Consider the following 22651-nt stretch of genomic DNA (forward strand, 5'->3'; position numbering starts at 1 on the left):
TGTCCCGACTGTGCAGGGATGCACGGCGGGTGCCTTGACCCCGGCCCCCGTTCCCGCGCCTATGGCGCCATGTCCGACAGCCCCGACCGCACCGATTTCGCCCTTGTCGCCGCGCTCTACTGCGCCGGGCTCGGCGCCGCCGCGCAATACGGCAAGGCGAGCGTCCTGTTCCCCGTCCTGCGCGAGGCCTATCCCGACGCGGGGCCGTCGCTGGGCTTCGTCGTCTCGGCGATCGGACTGCTCGGGATCGTGCTGGGGCTGGTGGCCGGTCTGGTCGTGGCCCGGCTGGGGTTCCGGCGGCTGCTGCTGGCGGCGCTGCTGCTCGGGGCGGCGATGTCGGCCTACCAGGCCAGCCTGCCGCCCCTGCCCCTGATGATCGCCAGCCGGGTGATCGAGGGGCTGTCGCATCTGGTCATCGTCGTCGCCGCGCCGACGCTGATCGCCCAGATCTCGGCCCCGCGTCACCGGGTCCTGACGCTGACGATCTGGAGCACCTTCTTCGGTGTCTCCTTCACCCTGCTGGCATGGATCGGGCAGCCGCTGGCCATGGCGCAGGGCGCGGGGGCGCTGTTCGGGGCGCATGCGTTCTACATGCTGGTGATGGCGGCGATCCTCGCGCTCGGCCTGCCGCGTCAGCGGAGCCTGCCCGCGGGCCCGCGCCTGAACCCGGCCGAGGTCGCGCGGCAGCACCTGCGCATCTATGGCTCGGCCCGGATCGCGGCCCCCGGCCTCGGCTGGCTGTTCTACACGCTCGGTTACGTCTCGCTTGTCACGGTGTTGCCCGACTATGTCGATCCGGCGATGCGCAGCCTCGTGACCGGTGCCATGCCCTTCGCCGGCATGGCCGTGTCGATGACCATCGGCGTCGTGCTGGTGACGCGGTTCGGTGCGGTGCCGGTGGTGATCGCCGGGTTCCTGCTGGCCGTGCCGCTGGCCCTGATCTTCGGGCTGTCCGGCGCCAACGGCTGGCTGGCGGTGCTGCTGATCGCCTCGCTGGGGCTGGTGCAGGGGGCGAGCTTCGCCTCGGTCCCGCAGCTGAACGCCACGCCCGAGACGCAGGCCGAGGCGAACGGCGCGGTGGCCCAGATGGGCAACCTCGGCAACACTTTGGGCACGCCGATCCTGCTGGCGGCGGCGGGGGCGTTCGGGCTGGCGGGGGTGGCGGGCTTTGCGATCCTCTGTTTCGGAGGCGGCGCGGCGATCCACCTTGCGCTGATGGCGGCAAGACGGAGGGGCGCGGCATGATCCGGGTCATCACGATCGAGGCGATCTATCCGGGCGATCCCGATCAGATATTCGCCGAAGCCCTCGACCTGCGCGAGATGAAGCAGGCCATGGCGGGGATCGCCCGATACGACCGCCTGCCGGACAAGGTGATCGAACAAGGCGACCGCTACGACGTCGACGTCACCATGTGGGGCTGGCTAAAGACCCGGCACCATGTGATGCAGGTCGTGCGGGTCGACCCCGCCGCCCGCATCGTCCAGAGCCACGAGAGCAACCCGCAGGTCCGAAGGTGGGACCACAGGCTGAGCTTTGGGCCCCATCCCGAGGGCGCGCTGTGGACCGATCGGATCGTTCTGGACGCGGGATGGCAGACGCCGATCACGGCGCGGTTCTGCCGCCATGTCTATCGTCAACGCCACATCGCGCGCCGGGCGCTGCGGATCGCGACGCGGATCCGGCGCGGCGGAGAGGATGACGGGGATGCGACTGGCCTTGGCCCCGGCGATCGGGCATGAAAGCCCCGACATGCGAAGGCGGCGCCGACTCGCCGCGGTTACGAGGACCCGGAATGAACCAGATCATCACCGCCCTGTCCGACATCTCGGACCGCTACGACGCGCTTTTCGTGGACCTCTGGGGCTGCGTGCATGACGGGCGGAAGGCCCTGCCGGACGCCGTCAAGGCCCTTCAGAAGTATCGCGAGGGCGGCGGCGCGGTGATCCTCGTCACCAACTCCCCCCGCCCCCGCGCGGCGGTGGAGCGGCAGCTGGAGAGCTTCGGCGTGCCGACCGATGCGTGGGACACCATCGCCACCTCGGGCGACAGCGCGCGCAAGGCGATGTTCGAGGGCGTGGTCGGCGAGGCGGTCTTTTGTATCGGCGAGCGCGAGGAAGTCGGGTTCTTCACGCCGCTGAAGATCATGGAGAACCCGGCCGAGATCGTCCGCGTCCCGCTGGACGAGGCCGAGGGGATCGTCTGCCTCGGGCCGTTCGATCCCATGGCCGATCCCTCGGTGCTGCGGCCCGAACTGCTCTATGCCAAGCAGAAAGGGATGAAGCTGCTCTGCGCCAACCCCGACATCGTCGTGGACCGGGGCGAGACGCGGGAATGGTGCGCGGGCGCCGTGGCGCAGCTCTATACCGAGATGGGGGGCGAGAGCCTCTATTTCGGCAAGCCGCATCCGCCGATCTACGACCTCGCCCGGCGCCGCCTTGCCTCGCTCGGACTTGACGTGCCGGCCGAGGGGATCCTGTGCATCGGCGATGGAATCGGCACCGACATCGCCGGCGCCGTCGGCGAGGATTACGATTCGCTCTTCATCACCGGGGGGCTTGCGGCGGCTGAGACGGGCACGGTGACGCAGCCCGATCCGGAAAAGCTGCAAGCCTTTCTGCAGGCTACGGAAATGGGGCCGACCTTCTGCATCGGAAAGCTGCGGTGACTCACATTCGGGGTTGATTTTCTGCGTCCGCGAAGTAATTAAGTTGCCTACGACGCCAGTCAGGCGTCCGAAAATTACTCGCCCGATGACGAAGGAAGGCCCGGATGTTGGACAACCTGCCCCGCGGAACGATCTGCATCGAAGATATCGAGATGGGCATGACCCGCTATCTGCGGAAAGTCGTGACCGACCGCGATATCGAGCTCTTTGCCGAGGTCTCGACCGACCGTAACCCGGTGCATCTGGACGACGCCTATGCGCAGGACACGATCTTCGAGGGCCGAATCGCGCATGGCATGCTGACCGCCGGGCTGATCTCGGCCGTGATCGGGGAACAGCTGCCGGGCCACGGCACGGTCTACATGGGCCAGTCGCTGAAGTTCCTCGGGCCGGTCCGGCCCGGCGACACCGTGATCGCAGAGGTCGAGGTCACCGGCATCGACCACGCCAAGCGCCGCGTGCAGCTGGACACCCGCTGCACGGTCAACGGCAAGAAGGTCCTGATCGGCGAGGCCACCGTCCTCGCCCCGTCGCGCAAGTTCGACTGACGCGCTCTCCCGCCCTTCCGGGCGGGGCTCGCGGGGGACAGGTGTGAGGCCGTCCGTCAGGACGGATGAACGGCCCCTCTTGCACCCCCCCGCCCCCGGAGATACGCCTTCGCCCATGCGGATCGTGCGCGACTATACCTTCGTTTCCGAAGCCGACCGGGGCGCCAGCGCCGCCATCGGCAATTTCGACGGCGTCCATCTGGGCCATCAGGCGGTGATCGACCTCGCCCGAAAGGCGGGGGCCGAGATCGGCGCGCCGCTCGGCGTGATGACCTTCGAACCCCACCCCCGGCAGGTCTTCGCGCCGGATGCACCGCCCTTCCGGCTGACCGGCCCCGAGGCGCGGGCACACCGGCTGGAGAAGCTGGGCGTCGACGTGCTCTACGAGATCACCTTCAACCGCGCGCTGGCCGGGCTGTCGCCCGAGGATTTCGCGCGGAAGGTCATCGTCGACGGACTGGGCCTGCGCCATGTCGTCGTCGGCTCGGATTTCCATTTCGGCAAGGGCCGCGCCGGTGACACCGAGAGCCTCAAGCGCTTCGGCGCGGAAATGGGCTTCGGCGTGACCGTGGCCGAACTGCTGGAGGGCGACGGCATCCGCGTCTCCTCCACCGCCATCCGCGAGGCGCTGGCCGAGGGCCGCCCCCGCGACGCCGCCGCAATGCTGGGCCACTGGCACCGGATCGAGGGCCCCGTCGTGCGCGGCGACCAGCGCGGCCGGGACCTGGGCTATCCGACGGCGAACCTGAACATCGAGGGGCTGCACCTGCCGAAATTCGGCGTCTATGCCGTCTTCATCGACGTGCTGGAAGGGCCGCATGCGGGCAGCTACCGGGGCGCCGCCAGCCTCGGCATCCGGCCCCAGTTCGACGGCGAGGTGCCGAACCTCGAAACCTTCATCTTCGACTTCAAGGGCGACCTTTACGGCAAGCATGTCTCGGTCGCGCTGGTCGACTACCTGCGCCCCGAGGCGAAGTTCGACGGGCTGGATGCGCTGATCGCCCAGATGGACGCCGACTGCGCCCGCGCCCGAGACATCCTGGCGGCGGAATGACCGAGGATCCGATCGACCGGACCCGCCTGCGCCCCCGCTACTGGGAGAGCGTGCCGCTGAACCGCATGACCCAGCGGGAGTGGGAAGCGCTCTGCGACGGCTGCGGCAAGTGCTGCATGAACAAGCTCGAGGACGAGGACACCGGCGAGGTCGCCCTGACCTGCGTCGCCTGCCGCCTGTTCGACGACAGCGACTGCCGCTGTTCGCAATACCCGATCCGCCACCAGTTCGTGCCGGAATGCATATCGCTGAAGCCCGGCGATCTGGACAAGCACATGTACTGGCTGCCGCAGACCTGCGCCTACCGGCTGGTGCACCTCGGACTGCCGCTGTTCGACTGGCATCCGCTGATCTCGGGCACGCCGGACAGCGTGCACGAGGCCGGTGTCTCGATGCAGGGCATCACGGTGCCCGAGTTCGAGATCGGCGAGGACGACTGGGAGGATCACATCATAGAGGAGCCTGTCTGAATGCAGTTCCGGTCCGACAACTACGGTCCCGCCCATCCCAAGGTCATGGAGGCGGTCGTCGCCGCGAATTCTGGCTATGACGTGTCCTACGGGGCCGATGCCCCGATGGAGCGGGTGACGGCCCTTGTGCGCGAGATTTTCGGGGCGCCCGAGGCGGCGGTCTACCTCGTCGCGACGGGGACGGCGGCGAACGTGCTGGCCCTCGGGACGCTGACGCAGCCTTGGCAGACGGTGTTCTGCACCCCGCATGCGCATATCGCGGTGGACGAGTGCAACGCGCCGGAATTCTTCACCGGCGGGGCCAAGCTGACGCTGGTCGGCGAGGCGGACAAGATGAGCGCCGAGGGTCTCCGCGAGGTCATGGCGCCGGTCGAGAACCGGGGCGTGCACGGCGCGCAGCGCGGGCCGGTGTCGATCACCAACACGACCGAGCTGGGGCGCTGCTACTCGGTGGACGAGGTGGCGGCGATCGCCAAGGTCGCGCATGGGTTCGATCAGCCGCTCTACATGGACGGCGCGCGGCTCGGGAACGCGGTCGCGGCGCTTGGCTGTTCGCCCGCGGATCTGACCACCAGGGCGGGCGTGGATGCGGTCAGCATCGGCGGGACCAAGAACGGCTGCCTCGGGGTCGAGGCGGTGGTGTTCTTCGACCCGGCCAAGGCGTGGGAGTTCGAGCTGCGCCGCAAGCGGGGCGCGCACCTGTTCTCCAAGCACCGGTTCCTTGCCGCGCAGATGGAGGCCTACCTCTTGGACGGCCTGTGGCTGGAGACGGCGGCCGAGGCGAATGCCCGCTGCGCGCGACTGGCCGAGGGGCTGGACACCGTGCCGGGCGCCGAGTTCCTGCACCGGCCCGAGGCCAACGCGGCCTTCGTCAGCCTGCCGCGCGAGACGCACCGGCGGCTGCGCGCGGGCGGCGGGCATTACTACCTGTGGGATGCGGACGACGCGGAACTGGCGCAGGACGGCGGGCCGCTGCTGGCGCGGATGGTCTGTGACTGGTCGCTGCCGGAAAGCGAGATCGACCGGTTCGTCGCGCTGGCCCGCGGGTAGAGCTGGCGGCGGGGACGCAAGGGGGCTGTCTGCCCCCTTTTGCGGCCTGCGGGCCGCAATTCACCCCCGAGGATATTTTCAGCCAGAGGAAGCTGGAACGCGGGCCTCGGTGACGAGGGTGCGGATCGCCTCGGCCACCGGGTCCGGGTGGGTGATGGGGGCCATGTGACCTGCCCCCTCGACCACCAGACGGCGGCTGTCGCGGATGCGGCGGGCGAGGCCGCCGTTGATGATCGCGATATGCGGCGGGCTGTCGCCGCCCTCGACCAGAAGGGTCGGCATCGGCAGGCGCTCGATCGCGCCGCTCGAGACGATGTCGCCGGGATCGCCGTTGTTGGTCAGCTGAACCGCGGCGATCATGGGCATGCGGCGCGCGAGGCCGTCGCGTTGGCGTTCCGACATCTCATCCCAAGCGCGCCCGTCGCCCCATTTGGCGTGGAATTCGCGGGCGGCGGTGACGAGGTCGCCCTTATCCAGCGCCTCGCGGAAGGTCGAGGTGTTCGACACGCCCTCGGGCGTGGCGTCGGGCGCATCGACGCGGGCGACGGTGAAGAGCACCGGTTCGACCAGCGTCAGGGTCGCGATCCGTTCCGGCATCTCGCAGGCGAGGCGCAGGGCCGTCACCGCGCCGAAGCTGTGCGCGATCAGGTGCTGCGGGCGGTTGCTGTCGGTCAGGAAATCGCGGCCGACATTGGCCACCGCCTCGGCGTAGTCGCCGGTGCCGTCCCAGTCGGCGGAGAGCCCATGCCCGACCATGTCGAAGGCGCGCATCGCCAGCAGGTCATCCAGCCGTTCGGCCACGCCGGACCACGCGCCGGAATGGGCGAGCGAGCAGTGGATCATCACGGCGGGCTCCGCCCCCTGCCCCATTACGCGCCAATGGGTGTCGTGGCCGCCCCGGATCGCCTGTGGCATCAGAGTTTCCCCGCCAGATGCGCCTCGAGATCGTCGAGCCGGTCCTGCCCCCAGAACCGCTGGCCGCTGTCGACGATGTAGAAGGGCGAGCCGAAAGCACCCACCTGGATCGCCTCTTCGGTATTGGCCTCGTATTGCGTGGCGCCGGACAGCAGGCCGCTGTCGGCCAGTCCGGGATCGAAACCAGCCGCCGTCAGGCAGGCCCGGATCACGTCATCCTCGGCGATGTTCTTCTCCTCGGCCCAGCACGACCGCAGGACGTTCTGCACCAGCGCGCCCACATCGCCGCCGCCCGCCTTCTGCGCGGCGATGATCGCGTAGGAGGCCGGGGCCGGGTTGGCCGGGAAATGCGCGGGATGGATGTTCAGCGGCAGTCCGGTCTTCTTCCGGGTGCGCTCCAGTTCCTGCAGGCGATAGGCCTGCCGCGCCTCGGAGCGCTGGTTCAGGGGCAGCCCGCCGGTCGCGGAAAACACCCGGCCCATGTCGACCGGCTTGTAGGTGATCGTCGCGCCGTGCCGCCCGGCCATCTCTTCCAGCCGGTTGCCCGCCAGATAGGCCCAGGGCGAAACGGCGACGAAGTAATAATCTATGTGCGGCATCCGGCCCTCCCTCGTGCCCGTTCGGTTTGCAAGACGGTATCGGGGTGGTAAGCGGTGTCAACGTCACGATTCCGTCACTCTCCGGGAAACACATATATGCCCACCGTCGTCGACCCCAAGCTTATCTCCGGCAATTCCAACATGCCCCTCGCCAATGCGATCGCACGGCGGATGTCGATGCACCGGGGGATGACCGTCGGACTGGTCGATGCGCGGGTGGAACGGTTCAACGACGGCGAAATCTTCGTCGAGGTGTTCGAGAACGTCCGCGGCGAGGACATGTTCGTCATCCAGTCGACGTCGAACCCGGCGAACGACAACCTGATGGAGCTGCTGATCATCGCGGACGCGCTGCGCCGGTCCTCGGCCCAGCGGGTGACTGCGGTGATCCCCTATTTCGGCTATGCCCGTCAGGACCGCCGCACCAAGGCGCGGACCCCGATCACCGCCAAGCTCGTCGCCAACATGCTGGTCGAGGCGGGCATTGCGCGGGTGCTGACGATGGACCTGCATGCGGCGCAGATCCAGGGCTTCTTCGACATCCCCGTCGACAACCTTTATGCCAGCCCGATCTTCGCGCTGGACATCATGCACAAGTTCAAGGACCGCATGGGCGACCTGATGATCGTGTCGCCGGACGTGGGCGGCGTGGCGCGGGCGCGGGAACTGGCGAAGCGGATTAATGCCCCGCTCGCCATCGTGGACAAGCGGCGCGAGAAGCCGGGCGAAGTGGCCGAGATGACGGTCATCGGCGAGGTCGCGGGCAAGACCTGCATCATCGTGGACGACATCGTCGACACCGCGGGCACGCTGTGCAAGGCGGCGGAACTGTTGTCGTCGAACGGCGCGACCGAGGTGCATGCCTACATCTCGCACGGGGTCCTGTCCGGTCCGGCGGTCGAGCGGGTGGAAAGCTCGGTCATGAAATCGCTGGTCATCACCGACAGCATCGCCGCGCCGGGGCCCGTGGCGCAGGCCAAGAACATCCGCGTGGTCCCGACCGCACCGATGTTCGCGCAGGCGATCCTGAACATCTGGAACGGCACCTCCGTTTCCTCGCTGTTCGAGACCGAGACGCTGGAGCCGATCTACGAAGGCTTCTTCAAGGACTGAGTATGATCGTCGCGCTGGTCCAGATCCCCCTGCCCGGCCCCAAGCGGCCCGAGGCCGAGGTGATCGCCCAGTCGGTCGAGTCGGCGGAGCGCATCTTTCGGGATGTGCCGGGACTGCTGCGCAAATATTACCTGAACAGCGAGGCAGGCGGCGGCGGGGTCTATGTCTTCGACACAGAGGATTCAGCCCGCGCGTGGTTCAACGATGGCTGGGCCGACTGGATGGAGGGCCGCTTCGGTGCGCGGCCGACGCTGACGCTGTTCGACAGCCCGGTTCTGCTGGACAATGTCACCGGCGATATCCGGATTGACGCGAATGCGGCGCAGGATGGCTGAGCGCGGCCGTCAGTAGATGTCCCATTCGTCCGCATGGCGCAATTCGCCGATGGCGGTCCAGCGAATACGGGCACGGGCGATGCGGCTGTCGGCCCAGGTCTTGAAGACCAGTTCGAAGCCGTCCGCCTCGATCCTTTCCGCCGAAATATCGCCACGCTGGAAGGTGGTATTGTCGGTGTCCCACATCGACAGGGCGCACTGGATCACCGGCGGGGTCCGAAAGCTCTCGCGGAACTTGATGCGCCGACGTTTCTCGCGCGGGCCGTGGCCGGTCCACATCTCGCCGCCGTCCTCGAAGTCCGAAAACATCACGGTATCGCCCTGGTCTATCCCTATCCAGTGGTTGCGCAGTCTCTTCATGGTCTTCCAGTCCTGTTCTTGCGGTGAGGACTAAATCTGAAATCCGGCGGGATTGTGGACCAATCGGGGAAAATACCGTGTAACTATATGGAAAAAGGCAAAACCGCATTTGCCATTTTCCCGCCGGACCCGCCGTTCCGGCTGACGCCGCGGCGCGGCAATACATGATTTTCGCATATAATCAATAACTTCGCATATGTGATACCCGGCTTGTGATGCCGTCAGGGGCCGGGAATCTGTTGATTCGCGAAGCGACTCACCATTAGGCTGTCTGGCACGAAGCGGTCATGTGGGCCGCGGGGCCGGTGAATAAAGTGCGGAGAAACCGCCAAACCGGCACGCTTCTTTGGGAGGAAGATAACATGAAATTCACGTCGCTGCCCGTGGCAGCTGTGACAGCGGTGACGCTGGGTCTTGCCGGAACTCAGGCCGGTGCGGTCGACCTGACCTTCGGGACCTATGTCGGACCGACGACGACCACTTTCCGTGAAGGCACCGAACCTTTGCTGAAACGGCTCGAAGAGCAATCGGGCGGTGACATGAAATGGGAGGCATTCACCGGTGGCGCCATGGGCGGCCCGAAAGAGCTTCTGGGCAACGCCGGCTCGGGCGTGCTGGATGCGTCCGGCGTGGTCGACATCTACGTCAAGGCGTCGGTCCCGCACTCCGCGATGGTTTCGGGGATGCTGATCGTCGGCGAGGACCCCAAGGTCATGGCCGCCGCCATGAACGAATGGCAGCTGCTTAACTGCCCCGAATGCCTTGAGGATCACGAAAAGAACAACGTGATCGCAATGGGTTTCACCGCCACCGGCACGTATCACCTGATCTGCAAGGACGAGGTGCACACCGCCGAGCAGCTCAAGGGCAAGAAGGTCCGCGCGGTCGGCGGGATGGGCCGTGCCATCCAGGAACTGGGCGGCACCGCTGTGTCGATCACGACCGCCGAGATGTACGAAGCGATGCAGCGCGGTCAGATGGACTGTGCCACCGGTTCGATCGCCTGGCTCGACACCTATGCGCTCAAGGACTTCTCCAAGTCCGTCGTTCTGGACAGCATGGGGTCCTACTTCGGCATCATGGGCTTCGTGATGAACAAGCAGGTCTGGGAGGAGCTTTCGGACTCCAACAAGCAGATCATCAAGGACAACATGGCGCGCCTCGTGGCCGACATCGTCTTTGCCTACGGGCCTGAAGGCGACGAAGCCCTCAAGAACTTCGAAGCCTCCGGCGGCAAGGCCTACGAATTCGATGACGAGCTGAAGGAAGGTGTCGCCCGGATCCGCGCTGCGGAATACGAGACGACGGCGAAGATCAACAAGGATGCCGGCATGGAAAATGCCGAAGAGCTGGTCAACGCCTACAAGACGCTGGTCGACAAATGGACCAAGATCGTGGCCGAGGTCGGCGACGACAAGGAGGCCTATATCCAGGCGCTCCAGACCGAGGTCTACGACAAGCTCTGACGGCTTGAACGAGCGGCGGCAGGGATCCCTGCCGCCGTTTCAGATGCCCGGCAAAGGGGCCTGGATACCCCCGACCGACCGGCTGCACCGCTGCATCGCAGCACCGCGTATGCAAGCACACTCTTCCGAAAAAATGGTACGACCAAGCCTCGGAACGGCGTGGAATCTCTTGCTTACCTGCCGGTCAAATAATAGTCTGCCGATACAAGAGGCGTGAAACATCAGCCTCGGACGCCACGCACCAAAAGGGGAGAGGTGCGGGCAATCCAAAAATCCGGTTCCAGGGAGGAAACCAATGAAACTTCGCAATGCAGCCCTCTGCGCAACCGCCGCACTGGCCCTGACGGCCGGTCTGGCGCAAGCCGAACCGCGCGAGCTGACCTACGGCGCCTATACCTCGCCGACGCACACGACCAACGTCTACGGCATCCGGCCCTCGCAGGAGCGGATCACCAAGGACACCAACGGCGAGATCACCTTCGAAAACTTCGCCGGCGGCGCCATGGGCGGTCCGAAGGACCTGCTGAGCAACGTGGGCAGCGGCATTCTGGATGCGGCCTCGGTCGTGGACATCTACGTGAAATCCTCGCTGCCGACCGCCGCGATGGTGTCGTCGATGCTGGCCATCGGCCACAACCCCAAGGTCATGGCCGCCGCGACCAACGAGTTCCAGCTTCTGCACTGCCCGCAGTGCATCGAAGAGCGGACCGAAAACAACGTGATCGGCCTGTCGTGGTCCGCCACCGGCGCGTATCACGTGATCTGCAAGGAGCCGATCAAGACCCTCGCCGATCTGCAGGGCAAGAAGATCCGCGCGACGTCGGGCGTCGGCATCGCCATGCTGAACATCGGCGCGGCGCCGGTGTCGATCACCACCGCCGAGATGTATGAAGCCATGCAGCGCGGCCAGATCGACTGCGCCGTCGGCGCGGCCGCCTGGCTCGACACCTACAACCTCAAGGACTACGCCAAGGGCATCTGGTCGAACCCGGTCGGGTCCTACTTCGGCACCATGAACTGGGCGATCAACCTCGACGTCTGGAACGAGCTGACCGAAGAGCAGCGCGGCGCCTTCAAGATGGAAATGGCGCAGAACGTGGCTGACATCATGTGGGCCTATGTCGACGACAACGACAAGGCGCTGGAATGGCTCGCCAACAACGGCGGCGTGGTCGAGGAATCGGATCAGGCGTTCAAGGACGCGTGGGCCGCGGAGGAAGCCAAGGCCTATGAAACCGCTCTGGCAGGCGCGCAGAAGGACGGCATCGAGAATGCCGAGGCGCTTCTGAACACCTACAAGGAACTGGTCGCCAAGTGGACGGCCAAGATGGAAGAGATCGGCAACGACAAGGACGCGTATCGCCAGGCTCTCCAGGACGAGATCTTCTCCAAGATCTAAAGTCTCGTGATCATGGCCGGGGCATCATCAGATCGCCCCGGCTTCTTTCCCTCTGAATTACGGGTGACTTCATGCTGCGCGCAATCGAATCCGTCGCATCCCGTGTTTCCGGCGCTGTCGCCGCGATCGGTGGCATCATCCTTTTCGTGATGATGGTTCAGGTCTCTCTCGACGTGGCTCTGAAATACACAATCAACAAGCCCATCCCTTCCACGCTGGAAATCGTGTCCGCCTACTACATGGTGGCGCTGGTCTTCCTGCCGCTCGGTGCCGTGACCCGCGATCACGAACATCTGGAAGTGGAATTGTTTACCCAGCACCTCTCGCCAAGGCCGCTGTCGTTCTTCAAGTTCCTCGGCTGTCTGATCGGCGCGGTCTACGCGTTCTTCCTGCTGCTCGAAGGGGTCGAGGAAGCGCTGCACAAGACGCATATCGGCGAAGTCTGGGAAACCGCGACGTTCGACATCCCCGTCTGGGGTGCGCGCTGGTTCTATCCGGTTGGGGCGTTCCTGACGACGGTCTACCTGACGCTCTACGCCATCGACAACCTGTCCTTCCTTCTGCGCGGCACACGTCCGCTTCCTGACCGCAGCCTGAAATCGGCGGTCGAGGCAGCCGTGGCCGAAGCCGAGGCGATCGAGAAACGCCGCGGCAAGACCAGCGGCGACGATGGATCGCTCGGGGTCGGCAAGGGCGGATCGTCAGCAGACTGAACGGACAACTCCCGCACCGGCGTGCCGCGTAGACGGCATACGGAACGGGTACAGGGATAAAATCAAATGGACTCTCTCACTATCGGTTTCATGGGCGTTGGCGCGATCCTCGTGCTGCTCGCCGCGCGGGTGCCTATCGCATTCGCCCTCGGTTCGGTGTCGCTGATCGGGATCATGATCGTGCGGAACACCCGCGCCGCCTTCGCGATGATCGGCGGCCTGCCGCATGAATTCGCCTCATCCTGGGAACTCTCGGCGATCCCGATGTTCCTTCTGATGGGCGCCATCGCCTACAAGACGGGCCTGACCTCCAGCCTCTACGCCGCCGCGCGGGTGTGGCTGAACAACCTGCCCGGCGGTCTGGCCGTAGCCACCAACTTCACCGCCGCGGGTTTTGCCGCCGCGTCGGGGTCGTCGGTCGCCACCTCGGCCGCCGTCGGACGGCTCGCCATCCCGGAGATGCTGAAATACGGCTACGACAAGTCGCTGGCGACGGGCACCGTGGCGGCGTCCGGCACGCTCGGCGCGCTGATCCCGCCGTCCATCGCCTTCGTGATCTACGGCTTCTTCACCGAGCAGTCGGTGGGCCGCCTTCTGATCGCGGGGATCATTCCCGGCCTGATGACCGCCGGCGCCTACACGATCATGATCGTCGGCCGCTGCATGGTCTGGCCGGAACTGGCGCCCAAGGTCGCCTTGACGGTGACGTGGCGCGAGCGCTGGATCGCCATCCGCGAAGTGTGGCCGCTGCCCCTGCTGGTGCTGGGTGTGATCGGCTCCATCTACGCCGGTGTCGCCACGCCGACCGAGGCGGGTGCACTGGGCGCGGTGTTCGCGATCCTGATCGGCGCGGCGCAGGGACGAACCAACTACGAGGTGCTGAAGGACTCCGTCATGGACGCCCTGAGGACCACATCGTCGCTGTTCTTCCTCGCCATCGGGGCGGTCCTGCTGACCCGCTTCCTCGCTCTGGCGGGCGTGCCGACCTACATCGCGAACCTAGTGTCCGACATGCAGCTGAACGAGCTCGAGCTGGTGATCGCGCTGGCGATCATCTACCTGATCCTCGGCATGTTCCTCGACCCGCTGGGTGTGATGCTGCTGACCCTGCCGGTCTTCCTGCCTGCGTTCGACGCGCTGAACGTCGACCTGATCTGGATCGGCGTGATCGTGGTCAAGATGATCGAGATCGGTCTTCTGACGCCACCTGTCGGACTAAACGTGTATATTGTGAAGAACGTGGTCGGGGACGCCGTCCCGCTCTCGACCATCTTCAAGGGCGTGGGCTGGTTCCTCGTCTGCGAGTTCTTCATCATGTGGGCGCTCATCACCAACCAGAGCTTCTCTCTCTGGCTGCCGAGCCTGATGATGGGCCAGTAAGGTCCGCGTCATCGCGTAACATCGCGGCCCGCCCCCGAAAGGAGGCGGGCCGCTTTCGTTTAGGGAGGTTGAACATGTCGAACGAAGCACCTCTGGACGCCGCAGGGCTGCGCGACACCGCGCGGCTGGTGCGGGAGTGGCGCGATGTGGCGCGGCTCTGGGATGTCGGGGCCGATGCCGCGGTCTTCGAGTTCTGCGGCGACATGGCGCTGGTCACGCCGCCGTCGATCGAGGCGCTGGATGCCGCATTCGACCGCGCGGGGATGGAGTTCGGCGGGCTGGTCCTGACCTCGGATTCGCCGCGCTGTTTCGTCTTTGGCGCGGGCGGGCCGTTCCGCGACACCATCCTGACCGGCGACGCGGGCCCCAGCCTGCGGTTCCTGATCGACGGCCAGTCCACCCTGATGCGCCTGCGCGACGCCCCCTGCCCCGTCGTGGCGGCGATCCACGGCGGCGCCTATTCGGGCGGATGCGAGATCGCGCTCTTCGCCAACGGTCTGGCGATGGAGCGCGACGCCACCTTCGCGCTGCGCGAGATATGGATGGGGCTGATCCCCGGCTGGGGCGGCGTCTGCCAGTTGATGCTGCGGCGGCAGGCGGCCGGCGACCGCCCGTGGGACGCGCTGGAGGGCGCGCTGACGGCCTATGCGCGCGGTGTGGTGTCCGAAGGCGCAGCCGCCGCCAGAGCCGCCCATGTGCTGCGTGCGGGCGACAGGGACGTGGCCGGGCGCGCGGACCTGATCCCCGCCGCTCTGGCGCGCTGCGAGGAACTGGCGGGCATGGAATGGTCGGAGCAGGCGCTCGCCCTGCCCGGCCCGGAAGACGCGGACCGGCTGAGCGCGCTGGAGGCGCGGCTGACCGCCGAACTCGACCTGCACCCGTGGGAATGCGCGGCTCTGGCTGTGATGACCGGCCTGATCCGCGACCACCTTGGCCAGCAGGTCCCGGAAAGCACGTGGATGTCGCGCGAGGCGGCGGTGTTTCCGCCCCTGCTCTCCCCCGCCCTCGGCGCGCGCTTCGCGCATGTCGCGGCCAAGGGCACCCGGCCCCCGCGCGACACCGGCTGAGCGCAACGCAAAAGGCCCCGGCAGTGCCGGGGCCTTTCGCAAACTGTCAGTGCCTCAGAGGCTCGCCTGGTTCGGGTCCAGCCCGATGTGCGTCCCCATGGCCACCATGTCGGCCAGAAGCTTTGCCGCCGAGTCAGCGACGTCCGGATGGGCGTTCTGCTTGGCTTCGTGTGCTTCCTTGACCCAGTCATTCAGGATGTCCTGGGTCATTTCCTTCTGGTGCAGGGCCCGTTCGGCCAGGACCGAGACGCCGTCGGCGTTGATCTCGGCAAAGCCGCCGGACACGACATACTGATCCTCGCCCTGCGGTCCCTGAACCTTGAGAACGCCGGGACGCAGGGTGGTGATGAGGGGCGCGTGCCCCTGCATCGCCGTCAGGTCGCCGTCGGCCCCCGGAATCTGGACCGCAGACGCCTCTCCGGAGACGAGGCTCCGTTCCGGCGACACGAGGTCGAATTTCATGTTCTCAGCCATCAGTTCAGCCCCTTACGCGGCTTCTGCTGCGAGTTTCTGGGCCTTGGCTTTCACTTCCTCGATGCCGCCGACCATGTAGAAGGCCGCTTCGGGCAGGTGGTCGTATTCGCCGGCCACAACCGCCTTGAAGGACGAGATCGTGTCTTCGAGCGGAACCTGAACGCCGTCGGAACCGGTGAAGACCTTTGCCACGTCGAACGGCTGGGACAGGAAACGCTGGATCTTCCGGGCGCGTGCCACGGTCAGCTTGTCCTCTTCCGACAGTTCGTCCATGCCGAGGATCGCGATGATGTCCTGCAGCGACTTGTAGCGCTGGAGGATACCCTGAACCTGACGTGCGACGCCGTAGTGCTCGTCACCGAGGATCGCCGGGTCCATCAGACGCGACGAGGAGTCGAGCGGGTCCACCGCGGGGTAGATGCCCAGTTCCGAGATCGCGCGCGACAGAACGGTCGTTGCGTCGAGGTGCGCGAAGGTCGTTGCCGGTGCGGGGTCGGTAAGGTCGTCCGCGGGCACGTACACGGCCTGGATCGAGGTGATCGAGCCCGACTTGGTCGAGGTGATCCGTTCCTGCATCGCGCCCATGTCGGTGGCCAGCGTCGGCTGGTAACCCACTGCGGACGGGATACGGCCGAGAAGTGCGGACACTTCCGAACCGGCCTGCGTGAAGCGGAAGATGTTGTCGACGAAGAACAGAACGTCGGTCCCGGACTGGTCGCGGAACTGCTCGGCCAGCGTCAGGCCGGTCAGCGCGACGCGTGCGCGGGCCCCCGGAGGCTCGTTCATCTGACCGTAGACCAGGGCCACCTGAGAGTCCTCGAGGTTGTCCGGCTTGATCACGTTGGATTCGATCATCTCGTGGTAGAGGTCGTTGCCTTCACGGGTCCGCTCGCCCACGCCGGCGAACACGGAGTAGCCCGAGTGCACCTTCGCGATGTTGTTGATCAGTTCCATGATGAGAACGGTCTTGCCCACGCCGGCACCGCCGAAGAGACCGATCTTGCCGCCCTTGGAGTAAGGTGCCAGCAGGTCGATCACCTTGATGCCGGTGACGAGGATTTCCGTTTCCGTCGACTGGTCCGAGAACTCGGGCGCGGTCGCGTGGATCGGGCGGGTCTCGGTCGCGTTGACCGGGCCCTTTTCGTCCACGGGCTCGCCCACCACGTTCAGGATGCGGCCCAGCGTCGCGTTGCCGACCGGCACCGAGATCGGGCCGTCGGTGTCCGTGACCACCTGGCCGCGGACCAGACCTTCGGTCGCGTCCATGGCGATGGTGCGGACGGTGTTTTCACCGAGGTGCTGCGCCACTTCCAGAACCAGCTTCTTGCCTTGGTTTTCGGTGGTCAGCGCGTTCAGAATCTCGGGCAGGTGGTCGTCGAACTGAACGTCGACGACGGCGCCGATGACCTGGGTCACTTTGCCTTTTGCGTTTGCCATCTTTGTTTCTCCGGTTCCGTCAGAGCGCTTCCGCGCCCGAAATAATTTCGATCAGCTCGTTCGTGATGACCGCCTGACGCGAGCGGTTGTACTCGATCGTCAGCCTGTCGATCATGTCGCCCGCGTTCCGCGTCGCGTTGTCCATTGCGGACATCTGCGCGCCGTTGAACGAGGCGTTGTTCTCGAGCAGGGCCGAGAAGATCTGGGTCGCCACACCGCGCGGCAGCAGGTCGGCGAGGATTTCCTCTTCCGACGGCTCGTAGTCGTAGAGCGTCGCGGGCGCGTCGCCCTCGGACTCTTCGAACTTGGCCGGGATCACCTGCTGTTCGGTCGGGATCTGGCTGATCACCGACTCGAAACGGCTGTAGAAGATCGTCGCGACGTCGAACTCGCCCGCGTCGAAGCGTTCGAGCAGACCCTTGGCGATGTCCTGCGCGTTGGCATAGCCGAGCTGTTTCACCTGGCTCAGGTCGACGTGACCCACCAGGTAGTCGCCCCAGTCGCGGCGCAGCTGTTCACGGCCCTTCTTGCCGACGGTGAGGATCTTCACCGTCTTGCCGGCCTTCTTCAGCTGCTCGGCGCGGGTCTTGGCCAGCTTGACGATCGACGAGTTGAAACCGCCGCACAGGCCCCGTTCACCGGTCATGACGACGAGCATGTGCACGTCGTCCTTTCCGGTGCCCGAAAGCAGGCGCGGCGCGCTGTCCGAACCGCCGACCGAAGCCGCGAGCTGCGCCATCACCGCGTTGAAGCGCTCGGCGTAGGGCCGGGCAGCCTCGGCCGCTTCCTGTGCCCGCCGCAGTTTCGCGGCGGCCACCATCTGCATGGCCTTGGTGATCTTGCGGGTCGACTTGACCGACGCGATCCGGTTTTTCAGGTCCTTGAGGTTGGGCATGTCTCCCCCCTCTTACGCGAAGTCTGCGGCGAATTCGTCGATGGCAGCCTTCAGCTTGTCCGCAGCATCACCCTTGATCTTGGGATCGTCGTTGGTGATCCAGTCCATCACGTCTTTCTTCTTGTTGTTCATGAACGCAAGAAGATCACGCTCGAACCGGGCCACGTCCGACAGCGGCAGCTTGTCGAGGTAGCCGTTGGTGCCGGCGAAGATGACAACCACGATTTCCGCGTTGGTCAGCGGCGAGTACTGCGGCTGCTTCATCAGCTCGGTCAGACGCGCGCCACGGTTCAGCAGTCGCTGGGTCGAGGCGTCGAGGTCGGAACCGAACTGGGCGAAGGCCGCCATCTCGCGGTACTGGGCCAGCGACAGTTTCACCGGACCGGCGACCGAGGACATGGCCGAGGTCTGGGCCGACGAACCGACGCGCGACACCGACAGACCGGTGTTCACGGCGGGACGGATGCCCTGGAAGAACAGTTCCGTTTCCAGGAAGATCTGGCCGTCGGTGATCGAGATCACGTTGGTCGGAATGAACGCCGACACGTCGCCGCCCTGGGTTTCGATGATCGGCAGCGCCGTCAGCGAGCCTGCGCCGAAGTCCTCGTTCAGCTTTGCCGAACGCTCCAGCAGGCGGGAGTGGAGGTAGAACACGTCGCCCGGGTAGGCTTCACGCCCCGGCGGACGGCGGAGCAGCAGGGACATCTGGCGGTAGGCCACGGCCTGCTTGGAGAGGTCATCGTAGATGATCAGCGCGTGGCGGCCGTTGTCACGGAAGTGCTCGGCCATCGCGGTCGCGGTGTAGGGCGCGAGGTACTGCATCGGCGCCGGGTCGGACGCGGTTGCAGCGACGATGATGGAGTATTCCATCGCGCCGTTTTCCTCGAGCTTCTTCATCAGCTGCGCCACGGTGGAGCGCTTCTGGCCGATGGCGACGTAGACGCAGTAGAGCTTCTTGCTCTCGTCATCGCCGGCGGCTTCGTTGTAGGACTTCTGGTTCAGGATCGCGTCGAGAGCCACGGCGGTCTTGCCGGTCTGACGGTCGCCGATGATCAGCTCGCGCTGGCCGCGGCCGATCGGGATCATTGCGTCGATCGACTTGAGGCCGGTCGCCATCGGTTCGTGCACCGACTTACGCGGGATGATGCCCGGCGCCTTGACGTCCGCGACCAGACGCTTGGAGGCGTTGATCGGGCCCTTGCCGTCCAGCGGGTTGCCGAGACCGTCGACCACGCGGCCGAGCAGTTCGTCACCGGCGGGCACGTCCACGATCGAGTTCGTGCGCTTGACGGTGTCGCCCTCCTTGATGTCCCGGTCGGAACCGAAGATCACGACGCCGACGTTGTCGGTTTCGAGGTTGAGCGCCATACCCATGATGCCGCCCGGAAATTCGACCATCTCGCCCGCCTGGACGCTGTCGAGGCCATAGACGCGGGCGATACCGTCACCGACGGAAAGCACCCGGCCGACTTCGGCCACTTCGGCCTCCTGGCCAAAGTTCTTGATCTGCTCCTTCAGGATCGCAGAGATTTCGGCTGCCTGGATTCCCATCTTATCCGACCTCTTTCATGGCATTCTGGAGTGAGTTGAGCTTGGACCGGATCGACGTGTCGATCATCCGAGAGCCCACCTTGACGACAAGACCGCCGATAAGGGCTTCATCGACGGTCGCATTGATTTTCACGTCCTTGCCGACCGCAGCGGCCAGCGTCTTGGACAGTTTGTCAGACTGGGTCTTGGTCAGCGCCTTCGCGCTCACGACCTCGGCGGTCACCTCGCCCTTGTGCTCTGCAATGGCGGCGCGCAGGGCGGCGACCAGTTGCGGCAGGACGAAAAGGCGCCGTTTGGAGGCCATCAGCCCCAGCGTGCTTTTCATGGTGGCCGAAAGGCCCATCTTGTCGGCCAGCGCGGCGACGGCCTTGCCCTGGGCATCGCGCGAGTAGACCGGCGAGGAGATCAGCGCACGGAAATCCGCGCTGTCGTTCAGCGCGGCTTCGAGTGTGTCGATGTCTGTCTCGAGGGCGTCGAGCCCGTTGTCACCCTTGGCGATGTCGAAAACGGCAGTCGCATAACGCGCGGCGATGCCGGATGAGATCGAAGCTGGTTCGGACACGTCCACCCTTCCGCGTTCGGGCCCCGGTCTCCGCGCAAGCGAACGCGGCCCCGGGGCGTGGGAGCCTTGATAGTTGTCAAAGCATCAAAATCGGCGTGGGTGTAGCAGAGGCCCATGATGCGGGCAACCTGCTATAAAGCCTTTTGTGACGGGTTTTTCACCCTTGTTTTCCTGCCCGCGCCGCGCTGCGGCGGTTTCGCCCAAACTGTTAGCGCTCGCGTTCGCGTTACCGGTCGCCGCGCACGATTCTCGGGACGAGCCGGCCGTTGCCCCGCTATCGTCCGCAGGCAATTTGGTAGCGCTATGGAAACAGTGTGTTTCCTCATGAGCAATAGGTGGCCATTCCCTGCCCGACAGTCCACCCTCGGCATTGCGGAGCCGGCAGACCCGGCATCCGTATTGCTGTGGGGGCATTGATGGAACTTTTCGCGATATTCGGCCTCGCCATAATCGGCGGGCTTCTGATCGGCTTTGATGTTTTTGATGACGACGACGATCCGGAGCAGGACGTTGCCACGCCCGAGCCCGAAACGCCCGAAGGTCCGGGCCAGCCGGACCCCTCGGGCATCCTTTTCGGCAGCGGGACGCAGGTCGTCTCCGGCACCGGCGGCGCCGACACCTTCTCGCTGACCGATGACAGCCTTGGCCTTGGCGGTGCGGGCGACGACAGCGCGGAACTTAGCGAGGATGTGATATTCCGCGGTGGCGAGGGCGATGACGACATCCTCGCCATGAACCGGTCCGAAGCCTTTGGCGAGGCCGGCCAGGACACGCTGGTCAGCCGTGGCAATGCGACGGTGCATGGCGGATCGGGCGACGACACCCTGACCGTGCGCGACACCGGCCTTGCCGAAGGTGGCGCTGGCGCGGACGAGATCACGGTCCGAGGCGCGGGCACCGGGTTCGGGGGCAACGGCGACGACATGGTTCAGGCCTATGGCGAGACGGGGCCCGGCACCGTTTCAGGCGGGGATGGCGACGACTATGTCAGCGCACTGCGCGGCGGCACCGCGTCGGGCGACGCGGGCGACGACACCGTAGTCGCGGGCAACGGATCGACCGCCGACGGCGGCACCGGCAACGACCTGGCCGAGGCGATCTATTCCCCGAGCTACGACACCACGCTGGACGCCGCCACCGTCACGGGCGGCGACGGGGACGACACCGTGGGCGCCATCAACGGCGGGTTGGCGCAGGGCGAGGCGGGCGATGACCTGATGTATGCCCGCAGGATGGGCGATCCGGGCGACCCCGATGCGGCAGAGCAGAGATGGGACATCGCGCTGGAGGGCGGCGAAGGCGACGACACGCTGATGTTCATCGATTCCTCCTACAGCGCGGTCTACGGGTCGGACATTCTGGCGACCGGAGGCGACGGTGCGGATACATTCCTGCTGAGCAATGACGTCTATGGCCAGGCAGGGATGTATGACTTTATCGACACGGATTCCGGCGCACCGACCCTGTCGCCGGATTTCCCGCTGTCCGCCGATATCGGCACGATCACCGACTTCGATCCGGCCGAGGACATGCTGGTGATCGAAATGTCGGATGCCGAGGTGTCGCCATACGTCGTGACCCGGACGGAAGCCGTGGCGACCGCGACCGGCACCGACCTGATCCTGACCGCCGAGAACACCGAGGACAGCAATGCGCCGGTCATCACGCGGACCCTGCATGTCACCGGCGCCACGCCCGACGATCTGGACGGTCTGGTGATGATCGAGGACTACGACCACTTCGCCGCGATCTACCGTCCCGCGTCAGCCGCCTGACCGGTCCGGCGATCCGGGGCGGCGCCGACGCGCGCCGTCTCGGGCTTGCCCGCGCCCAGGCCCTCCAGCACTTTAAGTCCACGCGGCTGATGCACCTTCACGCCGGGGCCCGACGGCATCTGCACCCGCTTGGTCGCCTCGACCATGATGACGCCGCCGTTCATCACCATCGAGAACTTGCGCCCGAACTTTTCGACCGTGACACCCGACTTGAGCCAGAACCGTTTCGACGAAGGCGGCTGGTAGAGCAGCGAGACATGGGTCTCGGGGATGAACCCGTGTCGCCGCAGCTGCGTCTCGAGCTGGCTCTGGCTGTAGGGACGCCCGTGCCCGAAGGGCGTCCGGTCGTTCCGCGCCCAGAGCCCCGACCGGTTCGGCACGACAAAGATCGCCCGCCCGCCGGGGCCGAGCACGCGGAAGCATTCCTGCATCAGGTCCGAGGGCCGTTCGCTGACCTCCAGCCCGTGCATGACCACCAGCTTGTCGACATGCCCCGTCTCGACCGGCCACTCCGTTTCCTCGCACAGCACCGACACGTTGGGCATCCCGGCGGGCCACGGCATCGCGCCCTGCGCCGCGGGCATCAGCCCGATCACCCGGCGCGCGTCGGCAAGGTAGGGGCGCAGCAGCGGCACGGCGAAGCCGTAGCCCGCCACGGTCTGGCCCTTCGCCTCGGGCCAGAGCTTCAGGAGATTGTCGCGGACATGCTGCTGCACCGCCCGACCGAGCATCGACCGGTAGTAGAAATTCCGCAGATCCGTCACATCCTGATGCATTGCACCTCAGCCGCGCATGGGGTTCCATGAAGACAATAGCAACG

The 22651-nt window shown here is 65.9% G+C and carries 24 protein-coding genes; 15 read left to right on the forward strand and 9 right to left on the reverse strand.

The genetic code is table 11. The annotated features are described in order from the left end of the window. The first annotated feature begins 69 nt into the window (after positions 1-69). From ATO6_RS13865 to ATO6_RS13895, 7 genes are all read left to right on the forward strand, one after another. Positions 70-1245 carry an MFS transporter gene (locus ATO6_RS13865; protein WP_088624860.1) on the forward strand — a complete coding sequence of 392 codons (1176 nt, stop codon included), beginning with the start codon at positions 70-72 and terminating at the stop codon, positions 1243-1245. Further along, positions 1242-1742: a hypothetical protein gene (locus tag ATO6_RS13870; RefSeq protein ID WP_088624615.1), complete on the forward strand. Its 501-nt coding sequence runs from the start codon at positions 1242-1244 to the stop codon at positions 1740-1742. Before ATO6_RS13865 ends, ATO6_RS13870 begins: the two co-directional genes overlap by 4 nt. 53 nt (positions 1743-1795) lie before the next feature. After that, positions 1796-2668 carry a TIGR01459 family HAD-type hydrolase gene (locus tag ATO6_RS13875; RefSeq protein WP_088624616.1) on the forward strand — a complete coding sequence of 291 codons (873 nt, stop codon included), beginning with the start codon at positions 1796-1798 and terminating at the stop codon, positions 2666-2668. A 104-nt stretch (positions 2669-2772) separates the two neighbouring features. Next, positions 2773-3216, forward strand: coding sequence for a MaoC family dehydratase (locus tag ATO6_RS13880; RefSeq protein WP_088624617.1), 444 nt, complete (start codon positions 2773-2775; stop codon positions 3214-3216). A 115-nt stretch (positions 3217-3331) separates the two neighbouring features. Continuing rightward, positions 3332-4270, forward strand: coding sequence for a bifunctional riboflavin kinase/FAD synthetase (locus ATO6_RS13885; protein WP_088624618.1), 939 nt, complete (start codon positions 3332-3334; stop codon positions 4268-4270). After that, on the forward strand, positions 4267-4740 hold the full coding sequence (locus ATO6_RS13890) for a YcgN family cysteine cluster protein (protein ID WP_088624619.1): 474 nt from the start codon (positions 4267-4269) through the stop codon (positions 4738-4740). The genes ATO6_RS13885 and ATO6_RS13890 overlap by 4 nt, the downstream gene beginning before the upstream one ends. Then, positions 4741-5790, forward strand: a complete 1050-nt coding sequence (locus tag ATO6_RS13895) for a low specificity L-threonine aldolase (protein ID WP_088624620.1) — start codon at positions 4741-4743, stop codon at positions 5788-5790. 78 nt (positions 5791-5868) lie between these two features. On the opposite strand, the gene ATO6_RS13900 is transcribed toward ATO6_RS13895, so the two are convergent. Together ATO6_RS13900 and ATO6_RS13905 are read right to left on the reverse strand one after the other, a co-directional pair. After that, complete coding sequence (locus ATO6_RS13900) at positions 5869-6705, reverse strand: alpha/beta fold hydrolase (protein WP_088624621.1); 837 nt, start codon at positions 6703-6705, stop codon at positions 5869-5871. Then, positions 6705-7304, reverse strand: a complete 600-nt coding sequence (locus ATO6_RS13905; protein ID WP_088624622.1) for a 2-hydroxychromene-2-carboxylate isomerase — start codon at positions 7302-7304, stop codon at positions 6705-6707. Before ATO6_RS13905 ends, ATO6_RS13900 begins: the two co-directional genes overlap by 1 nt. 96 nt (positions 7305-7400) lie before the next feature. Here ATO6_RS13905 and ATO6_RS13910 point away from each other — a divergent pair, with 96 nt between their 5' ends. Then, a complete protein-coding gene (locus tag ATO6_RS13910) occupies positions 7401-8417 on the forward strand; it encodes a ribose-phosphate pyrophosphokinase (RefSeq protein WP_088624623.1) in 1017 nt (338 codons plus the stop codon). Positions 8418-8419: 2 nt separating this feature from the next. Then, complete coding sequence (locus tag ATO6_RS13915) at positions 8420-8752, forward strand: monooxygenase (protein WP_088624624.1); 333 nt, start codon at positions 8420-8422, stop codon at positions 8750-8752. Positions 8753-8761: 9 nt separating this feature from the next. Here the strand turns inward: ATO6_RS13915 and ATO6_RS13920 are convergent, their stop codons facing one another. Then, positions 8762-9112: an H-type lectin domain-containing protein gene (locus tag ATO6_RS13920; protein WP_088624625.1), complete on the reverse strand. Its 351-nt coding sequence runs from the start codon at positions 9110-9112 to the stop codon at positions 8762-8764. A 362-nt stretch (positions 9113-9474) separates the two neighbouring features. Here ATO6_RS13920 and ATO6_RS13925 point away from each other — a divergent pair, with 362 nt between their 5' ends. The 5 genes from ATO6_RS13925 to ATO6_RS13945 all read left to right on the forward strand — a co-directional run bounded on the left by ATO6_RS13925 (position 9475) and on the right by ATO6_RS13945 (position 15137). Then, positions 9475-10578, forward strand: coding sequence for a C4-dicarboxylate TRAP transporter substrate-binding protein (locus ATO6_RS13925; RefSeq protein ID WP_176440933.1), 1104 nt, complete (start codon positions 9475-9477; stop codon positions 10576-10578). Positions 10579-10873: 295 nt separating this feature from the next. Beyond that, positions 10874-11977, forward strand: coding sequence for a C4-dicarboxylate TRAP transporter substrate-binding protein (locus ATO6_RS13930; protein ID WP_088624627.1), 1104 nt, complete (start codon positions 10874-10876; stop codon positions 11975-11977). 71 nt (positions 11978-12048) lie between these two features. Continuing rightward, positions 12049-12690 carry a TRAP transporter small permease gene (locus ATO6_RS13935; protein ID WP_088624628.1) on the forward strand — a complete coding sequence of 214 codons (642 nt, stop codon included), beginning with the start codon at positions 12049-12051 and terminating at the stop codon, positions 12688-12690. 66 nt (positions 12691-12756) lie between these two features. Then, positions 12757-14070 (forward strand): TRAP transporter large permease, encoded by a 1314-nt coding sequence (locus ATO6_RS13940; RefSeq protein ID WP_088624629.1) that lies wholly within the window; start codon positions 12757-12759, stop codon positions 14068-14070. A 74-nt stretch (positions 14071-14144) separates the two neighbouring features. Then, the gene (locus ATO6_RS13945) at positions 14145-15137 is read left to right on the forward strand and encodes an enoyl-CoA hydratase/isomerase family protein (protein ID WP_088624630.1); all 993 of its coding nucleotides are present in this window, start codon (positions 14145-14147) and stop codon (positions 15135-15137) included. Between the two features lie 54 nt (positions 15138-15191). Here ATO6_RS13945 and ATO6_RS13950 read toward each other — a convergent pair whose 3' ends face one another. From ATO6_RS13950 to ATO6_RS13970, 5 genes are read right to left on the reverse strand one after another with little or no spacing between them, the layout of a single operon-like run. Then, positions 15192-15611 carry a F0F1 ATP synthase subunit epsilon gene (locus tag ATO6_RS13950; protein WP_088624631.1) on the reverse strand — a complete coding sequence of 140 codons (420 nt, stop codon included), beginning with the start codon at positions 15609-15611 and terminating at the stop codon, positions 15192-15194. Between the two features lie 12 nt (positions 15612-15623). Then, positions 15624-17048 carry a F0F1 ATP synthase subunit beta gene (gene atpD, locus ATO6_RS13955; protein ID WP_088624632.1) on the reverse strand — a complete coding sequence of 475 codons (1425 nt, stop codon included), beginning with the start codon at positions 17046-17048 and terminating at the stop codon, positions 15624-15626. A gap of 19 nt (positions 17049-17067) precedes the next feature. Then, a complete protein-coding gene (locus tag ATO6_RS13960) occupies positions 17068-17943 on the reverse strand; it encodes a F0F1 ATP synthase subunit gamma (RefSeq protein WP_088624633.1) in 876 nt (291 codons plus the stop codon). A gap of 12 nt (positions 17944-17955) precedes the next feature. Further along, positions 17956-19494: a F0F1 ATP synthase subunit alpha gene (gene atpA, locus ATO6_RS13965; RefSeq protein ID WP_088624634.1), complete on the reverse strand. Its 1539-nt coding sequence runs from the start codon at positions 19492-19494 to the stop codon at positions 17956-17958. 1 nt (position 19495) lies between these two features. Continuing rightward, positions 19496-20056 carry a F0F1 ATP synthase subunit delta gene (locus ATO6_RS13970; protein WP_088624861.1) on the reverse strand — a complete coding sequence of 187 codons (561 nt, stop codon included), beginning with the start codon at positions 20054-20056 and terminating at the stop codon, positions 19496-19498. 416 nt (positions 20057-20472) lie between these two features. Here ATO6_RS13970 and ATO6_RS13975 point away from each other — a divergent pair, with 416 nt between their 5' ends. Further along, complete coding sequence (locus tag ATO6_RS13975) at positions 20473-21831, forward strand: hypothetical protein (protein ID WP_088624635.1); 1359 nt, start codon at positions 20473-20475, stop codon at positions 21829-21831. Here the strand turns inward: ATO6_RS13975 and ATO6_RS13980 are convergent. Continuing rightward, positions 21807-22607, reverse strand: coding sequence for a class I SAM-dependent methyltransferase (locus tag ATO6_RS13980; RefSeq protein ID WP_088624636.1), 801 nt, complete (start codon positions 22605-22607; stop codon positions 21807-21809). The two genes, ATO6_RS13975 and ATO6_RS13980, sit on opposite strands and share 25 nt — an antisense overlap. Positions 22608-22651: the final 44 nt, after the last annotated feature.

It is taken from the genome of Oceanicola sp. 22II-s10i (assembly GCF_002210105.1).
Taxonomy (GTDB): Bacteria; Pseudomonadota; Alphaproteobacteria; order Rhodobacterales; family Rhodobacteraceae; genus Pseudooceanicola.